The organism is Tistrella mobilis KA081020-065 (assembly GCF_000264455.2).
Taxonomy (GTDB): Bacteria; Pseudomonadota; Alphaproteobacteria; order Tistrellales; family Tistrellaceae; genus Tistrella; species Tistrella mobilis.
In genome coordinates this window covers 1,382,993-1,404,381 of sequence record NC_017956.1, presented here as the reverse complement: position 1 = coordinate 1,404,381, position 21,389 = coordinate 1,382,993, and the positions used below count along the sequence as shown (strand labels likewise).

Sequence of the window (21,389 nt, the reverse complement as noted above, 5' to 3'; positions counted from 1 at the left end):
GCGGAACGAAGCTAAGGGCGACGGATGAGCGGCGGCCGGTCAGCCGCGCGTCGAGTGGTCGTTCTCCGCGATCTCGTCCTCAATGCTGCGATTGCCCCAGACGCGGGCCACGGCATCGCGATCGCCGGTCAGCGCGCCGAGCAGGGTGCGGGCGGCGAGCACGAAGACCGTGAAGGCGAACCAGACCAGGCCAGCCATCCACAGCATCTGCGGGATCCAGAGCGGGGTTTGCAGCGGCGTGTTGGCGGTGGAGCCGCGCTTCAGCGTGCCGGCGACCAGTTCCCAGACCTGGGAGAGCAGCACCACCACGAACAGCGCCATCATCAGGATCGCGATCAGGTCGAGCACGGTCCGCAGCCGGGGGCCGACCCGCATATAGATCACGTCGATCCGGATATGCGCCTTTTCGATCAGCGCCCAGGCCAGCCCCCAGGAGGTGACGATGGCCAGCACATAGCCCGAGAGTTCATGCGCGCCGTGCAGCGACGAGCCGAAGGCGCGAAGCACGATCTCGATCACGATCATCGCCACGGCGGCAAACAGCAGCGCGCCGCAGGCCCAGACCCCTGCCCGGCTGATCCTGGTCGAGATGCCCAGAAGGCAATCGAGGGTTCGGACGAGCGGAGCGGTAGAGGCGGTTCTGGCCATGGGGTCGGGTTCCTGCGGCGGCTGATGGCTGGAGACTGATCTTACGCGACGGCTGCGATCACTTCTTCGCCGCCGTGAGGCCGGTGACCGCACCGACGCCGTCGTTCCAGGCGGTGACCACCGCCGGATCCACGCGCCCCGCCCAGCCGGGCAGGATGGTCTCGGTCAGCACCTTGCGGGCAAGCTCCCGGTCGCCGTCGGTGACCTGAACCAGGGTCATCTTGCCGGGCTCGCCGCGGGTGCAGCTGCCCTTGCCGGTGAGGCACGCGATGCCTTCGACCGTCTCGCCCACAGCGGCGTTCCAGACCGGGGTCTCGAACTTGGTCGCGATCTCGTGCTGGATGAACTTCTGCGTCGCCGGGTCGACCTCGGCCCATTTGTCCTTGTTGACCGCGGTCACGACATAGTCCCAGCCGCCGAGCGGCATGGGCAGAAGATGGGTCGAGACCTCGTGCCAGCCCGAGCTGTAGCCCGACAGCGAGCCGGTGACGGCGCAGTCGACGACCTTGCGCTGAAGGGCGGCCGGCACTTCCGAGAAGGCGAGCGTGATGCCCTCGGCGCCGATGGCGTTCAGGAATTCGGCGGTGGTGCGGCCGCTGGCGCGGACCTTCTTGCCCTTGAGGTCCGCCAGGCTCTCGATCGGCGCATTGCAGAACACGATCTGGCTGGGATAGGGCACGATCGCCAGGATCTCGGCATTGAAACGCTTGCCGAAGGCCTCGTTCAGGGTCGGGCGATAGGCCTCCACCACCTTCTTCGCATCGGCCACACCCGGCGCGATCATCGGCATGTCCAGGCCCTCGATCTCGGGCGCATCCTCGATCGAGTAGTCGGCGACGGTGGCGCCGATGGTGAACACGCCGCGCGACAGCAGGCGGTAGACCTCGGCACCCGCCAGGCCCATCTGGTCGAAGGTCGTGACCTGAACCTCGACGGCGCCCTTGCTGTCGGCGGGCAGGGTCTCGGACCAGAACGGCTTCTCGAAATTCTTGTGCAGGCTGAGCCCGCTCCAGCTGCCCACGAAGCTGAGCTTCGCGGACGGGATATCGGCGGCGGAAGCCGGCGCCGCCAGGATGGCGAGAGCGGTTACCGGAAGCGCCACACCGGCGAGAAGGGCCTTGCTGATGCTGGTCATCTGATCCTGAACTCCTGTGTCAGTCGTCGGGCGGTTGCGTTGCCGCACGATCTCATCGCGGTGCCTCGTGGTTCTGTCGTCTGCTCAGATCACCGCCAGCCGCGCATTGCGCAGATCGGTGATCAGCATATGTCCGGGGGCATGGGCAATGGCGATCGGCGGCTTCGCCGCTTCCACCGCCACCTGGGGCGTGACGCCGCAGGCCCAGAAGACCGGAATCTCCCCCGCCTCCATGATCGGATCGTCCCCGAAATCGGCATGGGCCAGATCGGTGATGCCGATTTCCACCGGGTCGCCCAGATGGACCGGCGCGCCGTGCACCGCCGGGAAGCGGCTCGTCACCTGGATCGCGCGGATGGCGTCGGCCGCCCTGAACGGCCGCATCGACACCACCATACCGCCGCCGAAACGGCCGGCGGACGTCAGCGGAATGGAACTGCGATACATCGGCACATTGCGACCGCGGGCGACATGGCGCACCTCCAGCCCGTCCTGGATCAGCGCCTCTTCGAACGAGAAGGAGCAGCCGATCACGAAGGTGACGAAATCATCCTGCCAGAGATCACCGATATCGGTGGGTTCCCCGGCCGCGGCGACGCCGTCGCGGAACACGCGATAGCGCGGCACGTCGCTGCGGATGTCGATATCGGCGCCCAGCCCGGGCAGCATCGGATCGCCCGGCTCCCCCACCGCCAGCAGCGGGCAGGGCTTGGGGTTGGCCTGGGCGAAGCGCAGGAAATCCCCGGCATAAGAAGCGGGCAGGATGATCACATTGCCCTGCACGAAACCGGGGGCGAGCCCCGCCGTCTGCCCGGTGAAGGCGCCGCTGCGGATCGCCGCCCGGCAGATCGCCGGATCCGCGCGGTCGACGCACAGCTCTCCCGTCGCCGCATGCCTGGTGCCTGCCGCCATCTCGTCCCGTCCGTCCTGTCGTCAACTGGGGGCCGGAGACGCCCTCCCATGGCATCTCCGTGTCCGTCAGGCTACGCCGTCCCGACTGAGCGGGTCCAATGATTCGTTTGGATGGTGACTGATCGGAATTTTCGATCAGTCATGACAGTTGCATAGTGTCCGGGCAAGGCGCGGCTTGAGTGGCCGTCCACGCACGCCAGCGGGACAAGACAAAAAGGGACCAGCCCCCTTTTTCTTCTTTCGGTTGATGAACTGGTGCATTTTGCGTTACCGCTGAAAATTCAGAACAGTCGGCGGCTGTTGCTAATGAAAATTTAAGATGATCAGCGTCATCATGTCCTCACGCCTGCTCCGCACCTGTTTCATAGATGCGCTGCGAAGATGAGACTTCCCTTCAACCTTCGCGACCCAGACCCGGGGCACCGTCAAAGATGTCGTACAGACCATCAAAGCCCAGATCGTGAGGGACGACCACATGTTCGATTTCCTGTCGCCGCGTCGACGGAGCGATGCCGAGGCAGTGATTGCCGCCATCAACCGCTCCCAGGCCATGATCACGTTTGATATGGATGGCCGGATACTCGATGCCAACGCCAATTTCCTGACCCTCGTCGGCTATACGCTCGACGAGATCAAGGGCCAGAACCACCGCATGCTGGTGGATGTGGCGGAGCGCGAGAGCCCGGCCTATACCGCCTTCTGGGACGCGCTGCGCCGGGGCGAGTATCAGGCACGTCAGTTTCGCCGGATCGGCAAGGGCGGCAAGGTCGTCTGGATCGAGGCCTCGTACAACCCGGTGCTCGATGGCGCGGGCCGGCCGGTGAAGGTGGTCAAATACGCCACCGACATCACCGCCGAGAAGACCGCGGCCGCCGACCTCGACGGGCAGATGCGGGCGATCCGCAAGGCGCTGGCCGTGATCGAGTTCGACCTGGACGGCAAGGTCCTGTGGGCGAACGACAATTTCCTGAACGTCATCGGCTATCGCCTGGACGAAATCCAGGGCCGCCAGCATGCCATGTTCGTAGAGCCCGCCGAACGGGACTCGGCGGACTACAAGGCATTCTGGACGGCGCTGCGGCGCGGCGAGTACCAGGCCCGGCAGTTCAAGCGCATCGGCAAGGGCGGCCGTACGGTCTGGATCGAGGCCTCGTACAACCCGATCCTGGATGCCGATGGCCGGCCGATGAAGGTGGTGAAATACGCCACCGACATCACCCGGCAGATCGGCATGCTGACCGATCTCAAGACTCTGATCGACAACAATTTCGCCGAGATCGACCACGCGGTCGACCGCTCCACCAACGAGGCCGGCGCGGCCGCCACGGCCGCCGGCCAGACCAGCGGCGCGGTTCAGATGATGGTGGCGGGGACGGAAGAACTGGCAGCCTCGATCGCCGAGATTTCGCAGAGCATGGTGAAGTCGCGGGAAGCGACCGATGGCGCGGTCGACCGGGCCACGCGCGCCGACGAGGCCGCCCAGCGCCTGGACGGTGTCGCCCGCTCGATGGAGGGCGTGGTCGAGGTGATCCGCGGCATTGCCGGCCAGATCAACCTGCTCGCGCTCAACGCCACGATCGAAGCCGCCCGCGCGGGCGAGGCCGGCCGCGGCTTCGCGGTGGTCGCAACCGAGGTCAAGACCCTCGCCAACCAGTCGGCCGACGCCACCACCCGCATCTCGACCGAAATCGAAGGCATGCAGGGGCTGTCGGGCGAGGTGGCGGAAGCGCTGCGCACCATCCGCGGCTCGATCCTCACCGTCCGCGACCATGTCACCACCACCGCGGCCGCGGTCGAGGAACAGAGCGTCGTCACCCGCGACCTGTCGGCCAATATGCACACCACCGCCGCCGCAGTCGACACCGTCACCCGCAGCCTGGACGGCATCACCGACGCGGTCAGCCGCGTCGCCGGCGCGGTTCAGACCACCAAACAGGCCGCGACGGTACTGGCGCGGTGAACGTCTAACTACTTTAGGCTGTAACTATGCCGTGAATTCGTATTTTCAATTGCAAAGAGTGACCATGCAGGATTAGCGTCACAAGATGCTCTGCTGCCAAGGGCCTCCTTGCCATGCCTTCACCCGCCAGCAAGATCGCAACGACCGTCGAGCCGGAGCAACTTCTCCGGCTCGACATCGCCTATCCAGCCGAAGCCGTTCTTCACACCGCCTATGAAATGGCGGCGGACGCGCTGATCTGGCTGGTGCCCGACGCACCTGAGGACACCCGGCTGGTGGCCTTCGCCCGCAGGCTCCCCGATGGGGTGCCGGTGGATGCAGCACTCATCGCCCGCTTTCTGGAACGACTGACAGATCAATCCCTGCGGGTCATGTTGCGTGATCGCACTGCCGGGATGCGCGACGCCGTTTTCAGGACGGCCATGGCTGCGCTGATACCAGGATGAACAGCCTCGACCTCATGCCCCTGCGTTTCGAGCGGCTGACCTTCCCACCGGCTCAGGTTCTCGTCACCCATGATGGTGGTGATTTCGCGTTTCTGAGCCAGACGGATTTCCGCCGCCTGATCGAGGATCCTGCCGAACTCGCGCCCGATATCCGGGACGACCTGCTCGCCCGTGGCTTCCTGCACGACCCGCTCGCCCCCACCACCATGCGGATCACTGCCGCTCAGCTTGCGACCCGGAAGCGTTTCGTCGCCGAGGGGCCGTCGCTGCATATCTGCGTGGTGACGCTGCGCTGCGACCATGCCTGCGACTATTGCCAGGTCTCGCGCCGTGGCCCCTCCGCCGCCGGCTTCGACATGTCGGAAGAGACGGCCCGAGCTGCGGTCGACCGGATCTTTGAAAGCCCCGCCCCCTCGCTCACCATCGAATTCCAGGGTGGCGAACCGGCGCTGGCGTTCGATCGGGTCCGGCAGATCGTGACACTTGCCCGGGAGCGCGCGGGAACGGACGGACGACCGCTCACTTTCTCGATGGTCTCCACCCTGCAGCGCCTCGATCACGACATGCTTCGCTTCTGCCTGGAGCATGAAATCGCGCTCTCGACCTCGATCGACGGCCCGGCTGCGCTGCATGACCGCCATCGCCGACGGCCCGACGGTGGCGCGTTCGATGCCACCCGACGCGCACTGGACCGCGCCCGCGAGATTCTGGGGGCGGAGGCCGTTGCCGCGATTGCCACCATCACCGGCGATGCACTGGACCGGCCCGACGACGTCGTCGACGCCTATGTCGATCTCGGCTTCCGGTCGGTGTTTCTGCGGCCGGTCGCCCCCTACGGCTTCGCCCGACGCCAACCCGGCCTCGCCCCGTCCGTCGCCGGCTTCATCGAATTCTATCGCCGGGCGCTCGATCGCTGCATCGAACATTGCCGTGCCGGCCGGCACATCGAAGAAGCTTATGCCGCCATCCTGTTGACCCACATCCTCACCCCCTTCGGCGGCGGCTATGTCGATCTCCGCTCCCCCGCGGGTGCCGGGCACGGCGTGCTGGTCTATAACCATGATGGCGGCGTCTATGTCTCGGACGAGGCGCGGATGCTGGCGGCAAACGGGGATCATCGGCTGAGGATCGGGGACGTTCACACGCCGTTCCGGGAGCTTGCCGGCAGCGGCACCCTCCGCGCCCTCCTCGCCGCCGGTCTGGCGGAAAGCCTGCCCGGATGCTGGAGCTGCGCCTTTCTGCCCTATTGCGGCAATGACCCGGTTCACCATCTGGCCACGCAAGGCGACCCGGTGGGCCATCGCGCTTTCAGCGATCACTGCGCGCGCCACAAGGCGCTGTTTCGCCTGCTCTTCGCCCGGATCGCAGCGAACGACCCCGAGGTCAACCGGATCTTCGCAGCCTGGGTCGGTCGACGACAGCCCGCCGATCTCAGCGGCAACATCCGCCTCGACTGATCGGAGAGGCTGCACGCCATGTCCCTGCCCCTGCATCAGCGCCTGATCCGCACCGGTCCTCCGGTCGCCATCGACGTCGCCAAAATCGCGGACCTCGATGTCCTCGCCGCAGGCCGGGTACCAATCGATCACTGTCTGCTCTGGCAGGATGATCTGTCCGGCGGGCGTCTTCCCGCCGGCGTCGAGGCTCTCGCCGCCGGCGTCTTCGGGGCCGGCCATGCCGCGCCACCGACCGGCTATGAAGGACCCTGGTGGGGCGGCGGAAGCCGACGGGATCTGGTGGCACCGGGCGACGTCGTCGGGCTCACGCCTGAAGGCGGACTCGTCACCATACTCTGGCGGCGCGGCTCGCATGCGAACACACTGCTCGCCACGGAACGCTGCAACAGCCTCTGCCTCATGTGCTCCCAGCCCCCGCGTGAGGTCGACGACACGCACCGCGTCGAACATCTGACGCGGATCATCACGCTGATCGACCCCGAAGAGACCCAACTCGGCATATCCGGCGGCGAGCCGACCCTGCTCGATGACGGCCTGATCGAGGTGATCTGGACCGCCCGCCGGCATCTGCCGGCGACCTCCCTGCATGTGCTGAGCAATGGCCGGCGTTTCGCCGATCCCGGCCTGGCACGCGCCATGGCCGGTGCCGCCCCCGAGGCAGTGACCTGGGGCATCCCCCTTTATGGCGACATCGCCAGCCTGCATGACCATGTGGTGCAGGCCGAAGGCGCCTTCGCCGAGACCATGGCGGGCCTGTACAATCTTGCAGCGATTGGCGCGACGGTGGAGATCCGTGTGGTCCTGACCCGACAGACCGTGGCGCGTCTGGAAGCGCTTGCCCGCTTCATCTATCGCGCACTGCCCTTTGCAGCCCACATCGCTTTCATGGGGCTGGAGCCGATGGGCTTCGCCCGGCGCAATCGCGCGAAGATCTGGATCGATCCGGCCGACTATGCCGATGCCCTCTCCCGCGCCGTTCATCGGCTGACGGCTCTGGGCATGACGGTCTCGATCTACAACCTGCCGCTCTGCGCGCTTCCTGCCGATCTTTTCGCCGTCGCCCGGGCGTCCATTTCGGACTGGAAGAACGATTTTGCGCCGCTCTGCGCCCCCTGCCCCGCCCGGCAGGACTGCGCCGGCTTTTTCACCTCGGCCGACGCCCGATGGATCGGGCGCGATGTCAGGCCGTTCGATCACTGGCCACCAACTGCCCATCAGGGAACAGGACCGTCATGTCCCGTCTGATCAAAAAGACCGTCACGGCTCTGGCGGGGCTGTCCCTGCCGGCCATGCTGTCAGGCCTTCTGCCACAACCGGCACTTGCCGCGCGCGGCCCCGCACCCGAATTCGGCCCGGACGGAGGCCTGCCTGTTCCCGTATTCGACAACCCGTTCGATGCGGCAGGTGCCGGCCTGAACCGCTTTGCCGGCCACCGCAGCCATTCAAGCCATCGCAGCCATTCGAGCCACCGCTCGCACTATTCATCCAGCAGCTATCGCAGCACGCCCGGCTATACGGTGCCGACCTACCCGGCCCCCAGCTACACGGCACCGCTCTACACCGCACCGGGCCAGACCTCTTCCGGCAACAGGTCTTCGGCCACCACGTCCGGCCCGGCGGCCGGCAATGCCGTCGCGGCCACCCGTCAGGAGCTGCGCGACATGGTTCTGCGGGCGCAGATCGCCCTCAATGCCCGCGGCTATGATGCCGGGCCGGCGGACGGCATTCTGGGAGAGAGGACCAGATCTGCGATCAGAACCTTCCAGGGCGACAGCCGCCTGCCGGTTACCGGACGACTGGATGGCGACACGCTGGTGAAGCTTGGCATCACCGGCATGTGAGGCAGAAAAAAACCCGCCGGCACCAGGCCGGCGGGTCTGACCTCACATCGTGTGCAGGTCGTAGGAGAGATTGTAGAAGCGGGTGCCTGCGAAGGTCACCGTCATGACCGCGGGATCGGTCGAAATGACCGCGGTGCTGACATTGGTGCCGATGACGTTGTCGATCGCCACCGTGGCCGTCGTCGCACTGCCCGAGGCGCGGGCGAAGGTGACTTCCGCGTAGGACGGGGTGCTGTTCCAGGCATTGGTCCAGACCTTGATCCGCCCGCCGATCGCAGTGCCGATCGGCACGTCGACCGAGGCCGCCTGCGGCAGGCCATAGGGCTGACGCGGCGTCGACATGCCGGGGATGGTCACCGAGCCCAGGCGCACCGGCCGGCCATAGACCAGCTGCTGTGCCGAGGTGTCGGTGCCCCCGAACACACCCGACCCACCCGGATAGCTGGCGGCATAGCCGCCGAAGCCGCCGCCCGAGGCGGTTTCGCCGGCATTGGCGAAGATGGTGATGTTCGAGGTGACGCCCGCGGTACCATCCATGTTGTAGACATAGGCCGGTGCCATCGCGCCGCTGCCGCCGTCATCGACGCCAGCGCGATAGCGGTTGCCGGTAATGGTGCAATCGCGCTGATAGTAGATCTTGATATGGCAGCTGTCGGCGACGGTCGGCGGTGCCAGATAGGCGTTGTGGCCCGGGATCGCCCAGTTCCAGCGGCCCATGCTGCCGTCGCCGCCGGCGCCGTTGCGCGAGAAGTAGTTGCCGGTGACCACATTGCCCCAGCCGCCGTTCAGGTACAGGCCGGCCCAGCCGTTGCGATCGAACAGATTGGCGGTGAAGGTGTGCTCGCCGCTGTTCGACTGGATGCCGTAGGTGGCATTCCATTCGATGCGGCAGCTGGTGATGATCCAGTAATTGGTCGTCAGCAGGATGCCCGCCTCGTGGCAGAACATGGTCACGCTGTTGGTGATCATGCCGTCCGAGCCGCTGGTGGTGATGCCCCGGCGCGAGCGGAAGATGTGGCAGCGCATCACCTTGGTGGTGGTGCCCAGAACCAGCGCCGAATCGGCGAACCCCTGGGAGACCACGTCCTCGACCGTGTTGGCCGAGCCGGTCCGCAGACCGATCGAGGTGTTGCCCGTGCCGGAGGGATAGACCGCACGTTCGTAGGTCACCGCCGCCTCGTTATGCGGCTGCAGCTTCAGATCGCGGATGGTGCAGGACTGCCCCGTCTCCATCACCGCATCGCCGGCGGTGTCGCCATTGGTCTTGACGATGGTGGTGCGGGCATTGGCCGGACGGAAGGCACCCGAACCGTCACCGGTGACGATCGTACCGGCCGGCACGGTCAGCGTCGCCGAGACGGGATAGGTGCCGGCCGGCAGGTGCACGGCGGAAAAACCCGCATCCAGCGCCGCCTGGATGGCTGCGGTGTCGTCGGTGCTGCCATCGCCGCGGGCACCCCACCAGCGCACGCTGACCGGGGCGGCGCTGTCCACGATCCGCTGCCAGAGACCGCCGGTCGCGACCGTGCTTTCGATCCAGAGTCCACCGTCATCGGTGGCGGTGGCACCCGCCTGCCAGGCGAACAGACCGCCGCCGCCATCGGCAACGGCGTGGTAGCCCAGCACCTCGACTTCCATGTTGGAAGACGTGACCGCAAGGGCCTTCAGGTCCGCAATGGTATTCGTCATAATCGACACCTTCTTCTCCGGTGGAAACGAAGACGAGGTGCAGTTTCCTCGCCCTCTTGCAGTGACGATCACTGCTCCAAGGGCGACATTATTGATGTTCTCCAGGCATCGCCACGTGTGGTCTGTTGCAACTTGCGGCAACAGGATCAGGAAGCGGCATCCCGCACAAGTCCGTCAGCGGCCCGGGTCATCTCCGGATCCAGCGCCTGCATCGCCGCATGCTGGCTGAGAAACACCCGACCGGTCAGCTCGTCCAGGAAATGGCTGCGGGCCAGCCGGTCCATCACCGGCCCCTTCACTTCCGACAGGTGGAAGCTGATGCCGCCCTCGGCGAGGCGGCGGTTGATCGCCTCCAGGCTTTCCAGGGCGGAGAGGTCGATGAGATTCACCGCCGGGCACATCAACACCACATGGCGGAGGCTGGGCCGGCAGGCGACCAGCGACGAGATCCGGTCTTCCAGCGCCCGCGCATTGGCGAAATAGAGGCTTTCGTCGATCCGCACCGTCAGCACGGTGTCCGAAACGGCGACGCGATGGCGATCGACATTTCGGAAATGTTCACTGCCCGGCACCTGTCCCACCACCGCCATATGCGGCCGGGCACTGTGGCGCAGGAACAGGGCGAGCGAGGCGATTACACCCGCCAGGATGCCGGCCTCCACCCCCGCCAGCAGCACGCCCAGAATGGTCACCGCCATGGCGATGCCGTCGGCCCTGGAATAGGCCCAGGCCCTGAGCGGCGCCTTGAGGTCGACCAGCGACAGCACGGCGACGATGATGGTCGCCGCCAGCACCGCCTGCGGCAGGTCGCGGAAGGCCGGGGTCAGGAACAGGGCGGCGAGCGCGATGCCGGCCGCGGTGAACACGCCCGCCATCGGGGTTTCCGCCCCCGCGTCGAAATTCACCACCGACCGGGCGAAACCGCCGGTGACCGGATAGCCGCCGGTGACCGAGGCGGCGATGTTGGCCGCCCCCAGCCCGACCAGCTCGGCATCGGCGGAAATCCGCTGGCGGCGCTTGGCGGCCAGGGTCTGGGCGACCGAAATGCTTTCCACGAAGCCGATCAGCGAGATCAGCGCCGCAGGGCCCAGCAGGGCCAGCACGGCATCGGCATCCAGCGGCGGCAGGGTCAGCGGCGGCAGGCCCGCGGGCAGCACGCCCACGACTTTCACCCCCGCGGCGGCCAGATCCAGCTGCCCCACCGCCAGGATCGAGGCGAGCACCGCCACGGCAGGGGCGGCCTTGGCGACGGCATCGGCCGCACGCGGCCCGAAGCCGGCCTTGACCAGCAGCGGCTTCAGCCGCTTGCGGCACCAGAACAGGAAGATGAGCGACAGCCCGCCCACCACCAGGGTCGGCAGGTTGATGCCGCGGGTGAGCAGCCCGTCGTAAAGTGCCGTCAGAATGGCCGGCAGGGTGTCGCCGCGGGCGGAAACACCCAGCAGATGGCCGGTCTGGCCCAGCGCGATCAGCAGGCCCGAGGCGGTGATGAAACCGCCGACCACGGGATGGCTGAGGAAATTGGCGACGAAGCCCAGGCGCAGCGCCGCCATGGCGAGCAGCATCAGCCCCGACAGCCCTGCCAGCAGCAGGGCCGCTGCGGCAGGCGCGATGCCGGTCGCCGCGGCGGCTTCGGCGGTGGCGGCCGCGGTCATCAGCGAGATGACCGCCACCGGCCCCACCGCCAGCGTCCGGCTGCTGCCGAAGGCGGCATAGGCGATCAGGGGCAGGATCGAGGCATAAAGCCCCGCTGCCGGCGGCAGGCCCGCCAGCATGGCATAGGCCAGGCTCTGCGGTACCAGCATGATGGTCACGATGACTGCGGCAAGACCGTCGGCGCCGGCCGTCCGGCCGTCATAGCGCCGCAGCCAGTCGAGCGCGGCCGGACGGAAACGGGCCATGGCGAGGTCGACCTTCAGGCGGGGGGCGGGTTTATGCGGTCAGCGCCGCGCCAGCGGGCAGGTGCGGATGCCGAACAGCGTATAGGCCGGGCACCAGCGCACCAGGCCGGTGGCGAGCGGCAGCAGGCCGATCAGCCCGTACCACTTCCAGCCCTCGTCGCCCCAGAGCAGCATCGACAGCAGGGCCAGGCCCACGACGATGCGCAGCACGCGGTCGAGACCGCCGACATTCGCCTTCATGTTTTCATCTTCCGTCATCTGCGGGCCCGGTCGGGACCCATTGGTTTCCGGCGATAATCCAGGCTTTCCTCAGAAGAGGTTCACCGGGATCTTGAGATAGGCGACGCCATTGGCTTCGGCCGGTGGCATCTCGCCGGCCCGCATGTTCACCTGCACCGAGGGCAGAATCAGCCGGGGCATGGACAGGGTGGCGTCGCGGCCCTGGCGCATGGCCACGAAATCGTCTTCGGAGATGCCTTCGTGGACATGGATGTTGCGCGCCTTCTCTTCCGCCACGGTCGTGACCCAGCGATAGTCGCTCCGCCCCTCGGGCAGATAGTCGTGGCACATGAACAGCCGGGTTTCGCCGGGCAGCGCGAACAGGCGCCGGATCGAGCGGTAGAGCACCCGGGCATCGCCGCCGGGGAAATCGCAGCGCGCGGTGCCGTAATCGGGCATGAACAGCGTGTCGCCCACGAAGCCGGCATCGCCGATGACATAGGTCATGCAGGCCGGCGTATGGCCGGGCGTGTGCAGGGCCACCGCCTCGATCGAGCCGATGGCGAACCGCTCCCCATCCGCGAACAGATGATCGAACTGGCTGCCGTCGCGGGCAAAGCCGGGCTCGGCATTGAAGGCGTCGCCGAAGGTCTTCTGCACGGTGCGGATATTGGCGCCGATCCCGACCCGTCCGCCCAGGGCGTCCCGGATATGGGGCGCCGAAGACAGGTGATCGGCATGGACATGAGTCTCCAGGATCCAGTCGATGGTCAGGCCCCGGGCACGGACATGGGCGATCACCGCATCGGCCGACTGCGTCGAGGTCCGGCCCGAGGCCGGGTCGTAGTCGAGCACCGGATCGACGATGGCCGCCCGCTTCGTCGCCGGATCGGCGACCACATGGGTGACCGTGAAGGTGGCCGGGTCGAAGAAGCTCTCGACCTCGGGCGCCACGGCGGCAGGGATGGCGAAATCGGGCTGGAACGCGGTCGCGGACATCGGATCACCTCTTCAGGGCAGCGGGGGACGCGGAGGCCGGAGACGCCGAAGCCGGCGCGGCGGAGATGAAGCGGGCGGCAATCATGCCGGCGAGCATGGCCGCCACGAAGATCACCACCTCGATCCGGCCGCCGGCGAGGGAGGCGATCGCCGGGCCCGGGCAATAGCCGGCGAGCCCCCAGCCGATGCCGAAGATCGCCGCACCACCGACCAGACGCCGGTCGATCGCGGTTGCGGTCGGCCAGGAAAAGCCGGTGCCGAGCAGTGGATGGCGGCGGCCGCGCAGGATGCGGAAGCCGATGAAGGTCACGATCACCGCCCCGCCCATCACGAAGGCGAGTGCCGGATTCCAGGCACCGGCGACATCCAGGAAGCCCAGCACCACCGCCGGATCGGTCATCCCGGCAAGCGCCAGACCGGCACCGAAGATCAGACCGGTGATCAACCCTGAGGCGAGCCTGAGCATAAGCGTCTCCTTGATCCGCAGGGTGTGCGGATAGCGTGTTGTCTCAATATTTTGGCCTGATCAGATTCAGATCAGGTGGCGCATAACCAGAACGGTCAACGCACCGGTGGCCATGAAGGTGCCGGTCGCGACCAGCGAACGCGGCGACAGCCGTGACAGGCCGCAGACGCCATGGCCGCTGGTGCAGCCCGAGCCGATCACCGTGCCGAAGCCGACCAGCAGTCCCGCCACCACCAGGAGCGGCAGCGACACCACCGGGGCGCCGATCGCCGGGGCGCCGGTCACCGCCTGGACGATCAGCGGACCACCGATCAACCCCAGCGCGAATGTGATGCGCCAGCCGCGATCGCCACCCGCCGCAGGCTTCGGCGGCAGCAGGCCGGCCAGGATGCCGCTCACCCCCATGATCCGCCCCTGGGCCGCCATCAGCCAGACCGCGGCCGCCCCGATCAGCACGCCGCCGATCAGGGCAATGCTCCAGCTCTGGATCATCTCGGGCGTCATGCCACGCTCTCCGTGATGGGTGCCGCACCTTCGGTGGTTTCCGAAGGCGTGCAATAGGTTGCGTAGAGAAAGCCGAGCAGTTCCGCAACATCCGGCCGCGCCAGGCGATAGAGGATGCTCTGGGCTTCCCGCCGGGGGGCGACGATGCCCTCCCGGCGCAGCAGGGCCAGCTGCTGCGACACTGCGGTCTCGCGCATATCGGTCAGCCGGGCGAGGTCGCCGACCGATCGTTCGCCTTCCACCAGGTTGCACAGGATCAGCAGACGCTTCGGATGCGACAGCGTCTTCATCAACTCGGCGACCCGCTCGGCGGTCTCTGTCATGGCTTCAATCTTCATATCTTTGAATATATGCAGATACGCAGATTCCACAAGCCCGAATCGGAAAGATCCTCCCGCCCCTGCCCGCGACGGGTTGCCGCATGCCAGGCGTTGACGGGGCGCCCCGATTGCGGCAATGCTTCAGGTCATGATCACGATGCGCGCATATCCGGCCATCCATGGCCGCCAGTGGCGGGGCCCCGTTCGACCGGGGTCGCCGATCACGCGCGTCTGACCGACCGCACGGCCGCCCCGGAAGACGGGGGTCCGGCCGAGACTGCCGCCCATGCCCGCACGCGGGCGGGCCGCAACCCCTGCCCGCTCTCCCGCCCATCCGGCCGGACCATCCGGTTGTTCCACGGCAAAGGAGAGCCCGCCGCATGACCGCCGAGACCATCCCCGCCCCGTCCAGCTGGCGCACCGCCGGCGGCGTGATCGTGCGCCGCCATGTCGAGGCCCTGCCCCATGACGGTGCCACCCAGCCGCTGATCGATGCGCTCGACACCCGGCCCGGCGTGCTGCTTGCGTCCTCTTACGACTATCCGGGCCGCTATGTCCGTTTCGATCTGGGCTTCACCGATCCGCCGCTGGTCTTTACCGCGCGCATGACCGGGCTTGCCGGTGCCGAGGTCGAAATCCGGGCGCTGAATGCCCGCGGCCGGGTGCTGCTGCCGGCGATCACCCGGGCGCTGGGCGATCACCCCCATGTCACCGGGCTGATGATCGACGAAGACCAGGTCACCGCCCGCATTCTCGACGGCCCGGCCGAATTTCCGGAAGAGGACCGCAGCCGCCAGCCCTCGGCCTTCTCGGCGATCCGCGCGATCATCGATCTGTTCGCGAGCCCCGAGGATCCGCATCTGGGCCTCTATGGCGCCTTCGGCTACGACATCGCATTGGCCTTCGAGCGTATCCCCCTGGCTCGCAAGCGGATGTCGGATCATCGCGATATCGTGCTCTACCTGCCCGACCGGGTGATCTCGGTCGACCATGCCGCCCGCCGGGCCTGGTCGATCGCCTACGACTTCACCGTCGACGGCACCTCCACCGACGATCTGCCGCGCGAGGTGCATGCCGACGTCGCGGCGCCGCCTGCCGCCAATGCCGCGGCCGACGACATGGGCCCGGGCGAATACGCCGCGATGGTCGAGGCCGCCCTGCCCGAATTCGCCGCCGGCAATCTGTTCGAAGTGGTGCCCGGCCGCGTCTTCCGCCGCCCGGCGACGACACCGCCATCGGAACTGTTCCGGCGCCTCTGCCGCCGCAACCCCGCCCCCTATGGCTTTCTGATCAATCTCGGCCGGTCTGAGCATCTAATCGGCGCCAGCCCCGAGATGTATGTCCGGGTGACCGGGCGGCGGATCGAGACCTGCCCGATTTCCGGCACCATCGCCCGCGGCCGCGACGCGATCGAAGATGCCGAACGCATCCGCACCCTGCTCGCCTCGGCCAAGGAAGAGGCCGAACTGACCATGTGCACCGATGTCGACCGCAACGACAAGTCGCGGGTCTCGGTCCCGGGCAGCGTGCGCATCGTCGGCCGGCGCCAGATCGAGATGTATTCCCGCCTGATCCACACGGTCGATCATGTCGAGGGCATGCTGGCCGACGGCTATGACGCGCTCGACGCCTTCCTCAGCCATTGCTGGGCGGTGACGGTAACCGGCGCGCCCAAGCGTGCGGCGATGAGCTGGATCGAGCGGATGGAGAAGAGCCCGCGCGCCTGGTATGGCGGCGCCATCGGCCGCATCGGCTTCGACGGCGACATGAACACCGGCCTCACACTCCGCACCATCCGGGTGAAGGCGGGCGTGGCCGAGGTCCGCGCCGGCGCCACCCTGCTCTTCGACAGCGAACCGGCCGCGGAGGAGGCCGAAACCGTGCTCAAGGCCTCGGCGATGATCGACGTGCTTGAGCGTCCGGATCAGGAGCGCCGCGAGACCCTGCCGCCCCGTCCGGGCAAGGGCCGCCGGATCCTGCTGGTCGACCACGAGGACAGTTTCGTCCACACGCTCTCGGCCTATCTGAAGGCGACCGGCGCGGAAACCGTCACCTGGCGCGCGCCGCTCGCGGCCGACCTGCCCGCCCGCCTTGCCCCCGATCTGGCCGTGCTCTCCCCTGGGCCCCGATCGCCGGCGGATTTCGGCATGAACGCCACGCTCGACCTGCTGACCGCCGCCCGCATCCCGATTTTCGGCGTCTGCCTGGGCCTGCAGGGCATCGTGGAGTATTTCGGCGGCCGGCTGGGCCGTCTGCCGGTACCGATGCACGGCAAGCCGTCGCGCATCCGCGTCCTTGTCCCCGATCTGCTGTTCGAGGGCTTGCCGGAGCAGATCACCATCGGCCGCTACCATTCCCTGTTCGCCGCCGAACTGCCCGACTGCCTGGAGGCGACCGCCGTCGACGAGGCCGGCATCGTGATGGCACTGCGCCACCGCGAGCGGCCGATCCGCGCCGTGCAGTTCCACCCCGAAAGCCTGCTCAGCCTTCAGGACGAGGCGGGCCCGCGCATGATCGCCAATCTCTGCCGCGGACTTGGATGAAGCCACACGGCATCCCGATCAGAAAAGGCTTGGACACACTTCGCGCGTCTCTCATATCGTTGCGGATGACCGGTCTGCCGCACGCAATCCGTGTGCAGCGGACCGGTTGCGCGACAAGATCGGATGCCCCGCCCGAATGAAACTTTTTTCCTGCCAGAACTGCAGCCAGACCCTGTTCTTCGAGAACACAACCTGCCTGCGCTGCGGGCACCGGCTGGGTTATCTGCCCGATGCCACCACGCTGAGTGCGCTGGAGCCTGAAACCGGCGGGCGCTGGCGGCCGCTGGCGATGCCCGATCAGATGTTCCGCTTCTGCGCAAATGCCACCCACGACGCCTGCAACTGGCTGATCCCGACCAGCAGCCCGCATGCCTGGTGCAAGGCCTGCCGGCTGAACCGCACCGTGCCGGACCTTGCCGTGCCGGCCAATCTCGCCGCCTGGCAGAGGCTGGAGGTCGCCAAGCACCGGCTGATCTACGCCCTGCTCCGCCTGGGCCTGCCGGTCGCGGCCAAATGGGAAGATCCGATCGGCGGGCTTGCCTTCAACTTCCTGGCCGATGTCGATCCCGAGGCGCCGCGGGTGATGACCGGTCATGCCGAAGGGCTGGTCACCATCAACGTCGCCGAGGCCGATGATGCCGAGCGCGAGCGGATCCGCCGCGACATGGGCGAACCCTACCGCACCCTGCTCGGCCATTTCCGCCACGAGATCGGCCATTATTACTGGAACCGGCTGATCCGCGACGCCGACCCGTCCCTCAGCCGGCTGGACCGGTTTCGGGCGATGTTCGGCGACGAGAGCTGCGACTATGCCGAAGCGCTGGCCCGCAACTATGCCGAAGGCCCGCCGGCCGACTGGCAGGAACGCTTCGTGTCGACCTATGCCGCCTCTCACCCCTGGGAGGATTTCGCCGAGACCTGGGCGCATTACCTGCACATCGTCGACACGCTGGAAACGGCGCATGCCTTCGGCATCCGCCTGAAGCCGCAGAACATCCTGGACCCCGCCGCCCCTACTGACGTCGCCTATGATTTCGACGCCTACCGCCAGCGCGATTTCGCACCGCTGATCGAGGCCTGGCTACCGCTGACCTATGCCGTCAACAGCCTGAACCGCAGCATGGGCCAGCAGGATCTCTATCCCTTCGTGCTGGCCCCGGCCGTGATCGACAAGCTGCGCTTCGTCCACGACCTGATCCGCGAGGCGGGCTGAAGCGCCCCCGCCGCCCTATTCCGGCCGCGGCGTCGTTGCCGTACTGGCCGGCAGGATCGGATAGGTCACCACCGGCGGCGTGCCGGTCAGCGTGTGCAGGAAGGCGGTGACAGCGCGCACGTCCTCATCGGTCATTTCGGTGCCGAGCTGAGCGGTGCTCATGATCGCCACCGCCTGTTCCAACTCCCACGCCTGGCCGCTGTGGAAATAGGGCGCGGTCAGCGCGACGTTACGCAGCGGCGCCGCTCGGAAGACATATTCGTCGTCGGCAGTGTTGGTCACCGCAAACCGGCCCTTGTCTCCCTGGGGCAGGACCTCGGCGCCCGGACGCTCGACCACACCAAACGGGAAATAGTCCTGGCCACCGACATTGGGGCCGTTATGGCAAGCCGCACAGCCGCTATCGATGAAGACCTGCAATCCGCGGCGCTCGGTCGCGTCCAATGCCGCATCATCGCCGCCCAGAAAACGGTCGAACCGCGCGCCGGGCGTGATCAGCGTGGTCTCGAAGGCCTCGATCGCCAATGCCATATTGTCGAAAGTCACCGGATCGGCCATCCCCGGAAAAGCACCGGCGAATTCGGCGACATAGTCGGGAATGCTTTTCAGGGTAGCCACCACCCGCTCAGGGGTGCTGTTCATCTCTACGCCCGCCTGAACCGGACCTTTGGCCTGCTCGCGCAGATCCGCGGCACGGCCATCCCAGAACTGGGCGACGTTGAAGGCGGCATTATAGACCGTGGGCGAGTTGCGCGGCCCCTTCTGCCAGCCATGGCCGATCGACGTGGGGACATTGTCGGCCCCGCCGGTGCCGAGATTGTGGCAGGTGTTGCAGCTGATCACATGGCTGCGCGACAGCCGGGGCTCGAAGAACAGTTTCCGCCCCAGCTCCACCCGTTCGGCGGTCACCGGCGCGCCACGCACCTGCTCCACCCTGGCCGGCACCGTTGCGAACAGACCGAGAGCCGTTTCCCGCAACTCGTCTGCCATGGCCGGCACGCCCGGCAGGGCGAACGCCGCCATCACGGCGGCTGACATCAACCGACGCATCGTCTTCTCCTCACTTGGATCCGGAACCGGTTTCTTTGGAACCGTTACAAGGAAGGAGACGACAGCCGGTTGCCGCCGACTTTGATCTGGATCAAACGCTGCATGCGACATCCTGGCCGTCGGGGCCGGATCTCACGCCTCGGCATCCCCTGCCGCGGTCTCGATCGCGGCTTCGGCAATGGCACGGGCCAGCGGCGTGTCGGCCTGGGCCTGCCAGGATACGGTGAAATCCATCCCCGGCAGCGTGGCGGCGGCATCGGTTTCCACCAGATGCAGGGCGCCGGAGGCCAGTTCCTCGCGCACGATCCGGGGCGGGATGGCGCTGATCCCGATGCCGTCCAGGGTCATCCGCACGATGGTGGCGAGCGAGCTGGAGCCGTAGATCCGCGGCCGGCGCCCGGGCAGGCCGTGCATCATGTCCTGAATGGCGATATAGGGCCGGCTGAGCCGCGGATAGGTGATGATCGGCCAGTTGGCGAGGGTGTCGAGCGTGACCGCACCGTCGCGCGGCAGCCCCAGCCGGGGGCTCGCCACCCAGGCCAGGGGATAGTGGCAGAGCGGCCGGTTCTGCACCGTCGGCTGGCTGACCGGTCCCAGCAGGAAGGCGATGTCCAGCCCGCGATTGACCAGGCCGTCACGCAGGTTGAGCGAGGTATCGACCTCCAGTTCCAGCGTCACACCCGGGTAATGCTTGTGGATCCGCTCGATCAGCCGCGGCAGCCAGGTGTGGACGATGGTTTCGGCCGCCCCCATGCGGATCGTGCCGCCCAGCCCCGAAATATCGGCCACAGCCGACAGCATCGAGGCCCTGAGCCCCAGCAGCCGTTCGGCATAGTCCAGCAGCACCCGCCCTTTCGAGGTGAGCGTCACATTGCGGGCGCTGCGATCGAAGAGCTGGACACCCAGCTCCTGCTCCAGCTTGGCGATACGCGCCGAAACCGAGGGTTGTGCCGCATTCAGCTTGTCCGCCGCCGCCCGAAAACTGCCGAGGCGGGCGATCCAGACGAAGCTCTCCAGGCTGCGGAAATCGACCATGGCGGCAGTCTAGGGCGCCGCCGCTGCCATGCAAGCGGCTTCAATCGGCGCTGTCTTGCCCTGCCCGCGCCACCCGGTCGCGGCCGGCAGCCTTGGCCGCATAAAGGGCGCGGTCAGCTGCGGCGATCAGGGCGTCACGGTCGCGTTGGCTGCCGATGTCCCGGGGAGGCAGGCCGGCCACACCCAGGCTGATCGTCACATGACCCGACGGCACGTCATCATGGGGGATGGCCAGATCGGCCACCGCCTGGCGCATCCGCTCCGCCACGCGGGCAGCACCGTCCAGATCGCTGCCAGGCAGGATGGCGACGAATTCTTCGCCCCCATAGCGACAGAGTTCATCTTCTCCCCGCCCCAGCGCCGCCGCCGCAGCCTGCGCCACCAGTCGCAGGCAGTCATCGCCGGCCGGATGGCCATAGCGGTCGTTATAGGATTTGAACCGGTCGATATCGGCCATCACCACCGAGAGGGTCTGCCCGCTGCGACGGGCACGGCGGATCTCACGCGCCAGCGCCGCATCCAGATAGCGGCGGGACGGGATGCCGGTCAGGTGATCTTCCCATACCCGCGCCTTCAGGCGCCGGTTGGCTTCCGACAGGCGCTGTTCGACACGTTTCAGCCGGCTGATGTCCGTGAAGGCGATCACGAAGGCCGTGACATTACCGTTGTCGTCTCTGACCGGACGGACCGATACCTGATAATGCCGACCGTCAAAAACCATCTCGTGATCCGGAAGCGTCAGTCCGGCCTCGGCCAGCCAGCCGTCGCGGGCCAGATTGCGCGTCGCATCCTGGTGGAACTCCGACACCTTGCGCCCCACCACCGCCTCGGGTGAGTGGCCCTGCAGAACTGATGTCGCGGGATTGGCGGCGAGGATATTTCCATGACGATCCACCAGAACGACCGCCACCGGAAGAGCTGCGAACAAGGACGGTAGAGAAATTGCCGTCTTGCCGGCGAAGATGTTCGACATGACCATCCATTCCTCCCGATCAGCCAGCTTCGCATGTCGTTCTCGTTCTCATGCAACCGGCAACCTCGGAAGAAATAT

General features: G+C 67.1%; 20 protein-coding genes. 7 read left to right on the top strand and 13 right to left on the bottom strand.

Annotated elements, in window-relative coordinates; genetic code table 11:
* Positions 1-39: 39 nt before the first annotated feature.
* The 3 genes from TMO_RS06415 to TMO_RS06405 all read right to left on the bottom strand — a co-directional run bounded on the left by TMO_RS06415 (position 40) and on the right by TMO_RS06405 (position 2,695).
* Complete coding sequence (locus tag TMO_RS06415; protein ID WP_014744791.1) at positions 40-648, bottom strand: TRAP transporter small permease subunit; 609 nt, start codon at positions 646-648, stop codon at positions 40-42.
* 58 nt (positions 649-706) lie between these two features.
* On the bottom strand, positions 707-1,783 hold the full coding sequence (locus TMO_RS06410) for a TRAP transporter substrate-binding protein (RefSeq protein ID WP_014744790.1): 1,077 nt from the start codon (positions 1,781-1,783) through the stop codon (positions 707-709).
* 84 nt (positions 1,784-1,867) lie between these two features.
* Positions 1,868-2,695 carry a putative hydro-lyase gene (locus TMO_RS06405; RefSeq protein ID WP_014744789.1) on the bottom strand — a complete coding sequence of 276 codons (828 nt, stop codon included), beginning with the start codon at positions 2,693-2,695 and terminating at the stop codon, positions 1,868-1,870.
* Positions 2,696-3,170: 475 nt separating this feature from the next.
* Between TMO_RS06405 and TMO_RS06400 the strand changes: the two genes are divergently transcribed.
* The 5 genes from TMO_RS06400 to hxsA all read left to right on the top strand — a co-directional run bounded on the left by TMO_RS06400 (position 3,171) and on the right by hxsA (position 8,399).
* A complete protein-coding gene (locus tag TMO_RS06400; protein WP_014744788.1) occupies positions 3,171-4,655 on the top strand; it encodes a methyl-accepting chemotaxis protein in 1,485 nt (494 codons plus the stop codon).
* Between the two features lie 113 nt (positions 4,656-4,768).
* Entirely contained in the window at positions 4,769-5,101 is a 333-nt protein-coding gene (locus TMO_RS06395) for a hypothetical protein (protein WP_014744787.1), read from the top strand.
* A complete protein-coding gene (gene hxsB, locus TMO_RS06390) occupies positions 5,098-6,558 on the top strand; it encodes a His-Xaa-Ser system radical SAM maturase HxsB (protein ID WP_014744786.1) in 1,461 nt (486 codons plus the stop codon). Before TMO_RS06395 ends, hxsB begins: the two co-directional genes overlap by 4 nt.
* An 18-nt stretch (positions 6,559-6,576) precedes the next feature.
* Positions 6,577-7,803 (top strand): His-Xaa-Ser system radical SAM maturase HxsC, encoded by a 1,227-nt coding sequence (gene hxsC, locus TMO_RS06385; RefSeq protein ID WP_014744785.1) that lies wholly within the window; start codon positions 6,577-6,579, stop codon positions 7,801-7,803.
* Entirely contained in the window at positions 7,791-8,399 is a 609-nt protein-coding gene (gene hxsA / locus TMO_RS06380) for a His-Xaa-Ser repeat protein HxsA (protein WP_014744784.1), read from the top strand. The genes hxsC and hxsA overlap by 13 nt, the downstream gene beginning before the upstream one ends.
* Positions 8,400-8,441: 42 nt before the next feature.
* On the opposite strand, the gene TMO_RS06375 is transcribed toward hxsA, so the two are convergent.
* From TMO_RS06375 to TMO_RS06345, 7 genes are all read right to left on the bottom strand, one after another.
* A complete protein-coding gene (locus TMO_RS06375; protein ID WP_041604860.1) occupies positions 8,442-10,088 on the bottom strand; it encodes a glycosyl hydrolase family 28-related protein in 1,647 nt (548 codons plus the stop codon).
* Between the two features lie 146 nt (positions 10,089-10,234).
* The gene (locus tag TMO_RS06370) at positions 10,235-11,989 is read right to left on the bottom strand and encodes a SulP family inorganic anion transporter (RefSeq protein ID WP_014744782.1); all 1,755 of its coding nucleotides are present in this window, start codon (positions 11,987-11,989) and stop codon (positions 10,235-10,237) included.
* A gap of 39 nt (positions 11,990-12,028) precedes the next feature.
* Positions 12,029-12,229, bottom strand: a complete 201-nt coding sequence (locus tag TMO_RS06365; protein ID WP_041605588.1) for a DUF2892 domain-containing protein — start codon at positions 12,227-12,229, stop codon at positions 12,029-12,031.
* Between the two features lie 69 nt (positions 12,230-12,298).
* Positions 12,299-13,207, bottom strand: coding sequence for an MBL fold metallo-hydrolase (locus TMO_RS06360; RefSeq protein WP_014744780.1), 909 nt, complete (start codon positions 13,205-13,207; stop codon positions 12,299-12,301).
* Positions 13,208-13,211: 4 nt separating this feature from the next.
* Positions 13,212-13,673, bottom strand: a complete 462-nt coding sequence (locus tag TMO_RS06355; protein ID WP_014744779.1) for a DUF6691 family protein — start codon at positions 13,671-13,673, stop codon at positions 13,212-13,214.
* 66 nt (positions 13,674-13,739) lie between these two features.
* Positions 13,740-14,177, bottom strand: coding sequence for a YeeE/YedE family protein (locus TMO_RS06350; RefSeq protein ID WP_014744778.1), 438 nt, complete (start codon positions 14,175-14,177; stop codon positions 13,740-13,742).
* Complete coding sequence (locus tag TMO_RS06345) at positions 14,174-14,500, bottom strand: ArsR/SmtB family transcription factor (protein WP_228382269.1); 327 nt, start codon at positions 14,498-14,500, stop codon at positions 14,174-14,176. Before TMO_RS06345 ends, TMO_RS06350 begins: the two co-directional genes overlap by 4 nt.
* A gap of 377 nt (positions 14,501-14,877) precedes the next feature.
* Between TMO_RS06345 and TMO_RS06340 the strand changes: the two genes are divergently transcribed.
* Both TMO_RS06340 and TMO_RS06335 read left to right on the top strand, forming a co-directional pair.
* Entirely contained in the window at positions 14,878-17,040 is a 2,163-nt protein-coding gene (locus tag TMO_RS06340) for an anthranilate synthase component I (protein WP_014744776.1), read from the top strand.
* Positions 17,041-17,176: 136 nt separating this feature from the next.
* Positions 17,177-18,253 (top strand): putative zinc-binding metallopeptidase, encoded by a 1,077-nt coding sequence (locus TMO_RS06335; protein ID WP_014744775.1) that lies wholly within the window; start codon positions 17,177-17,179, stop codon positions 18,251-18,253.
* Positions 18,254-18,268: 15 nt separating this feature from the next.
* Here TMO_RS06335 and TMO_RS06330 read toward each other — a convergent pair whose 3' ends face one another.
* The 3 genes from TMO_RS06330 to TMO_RS06320 all read right to left on the bottom strand — a co-directional run bounded on the left by TMO_RS06330 (position 18,269) and on the right by TMO_RS06320 (position 21,311).
* Positions 18,269-19,303: a cytochrome-c peroxidase gene (locus tag TMO_RS06330; protein WP_014744774.1), complete on the bottom strand. Its 1,035-nt coding sequence runs from the start codon at positions 19,301-19,303 to the stop codon at positions 18,269-18,271.
* Positions 19,304-19,435: 132 nt separating this feature from the next.
* Positions 19,436-20,338: a LysR family transcriptional regulator gene (locus TMO_RS06325; RefSeq protein ID WP_014744773.1), complete on the bottom strand. Its 903-nt coding sequence runs from the start codon at positions 20,336-20,338 to the stop codon at positions 19,436-19,438.
* Positions 20,339-20,378: 40 nt separating this feature from the next.
* A complete protein-coding gene (locus TMO_RS06320) occupies positions 20,379-21,311 on the bottom strand; it encodes a GGDEF domain-containing protein (RefSeq protein WP_187297818.1) in 933 nt (310 codons plus the stop codon).
* Positions 21,312-21,389 lie beyond the last annotated feature (78 nt).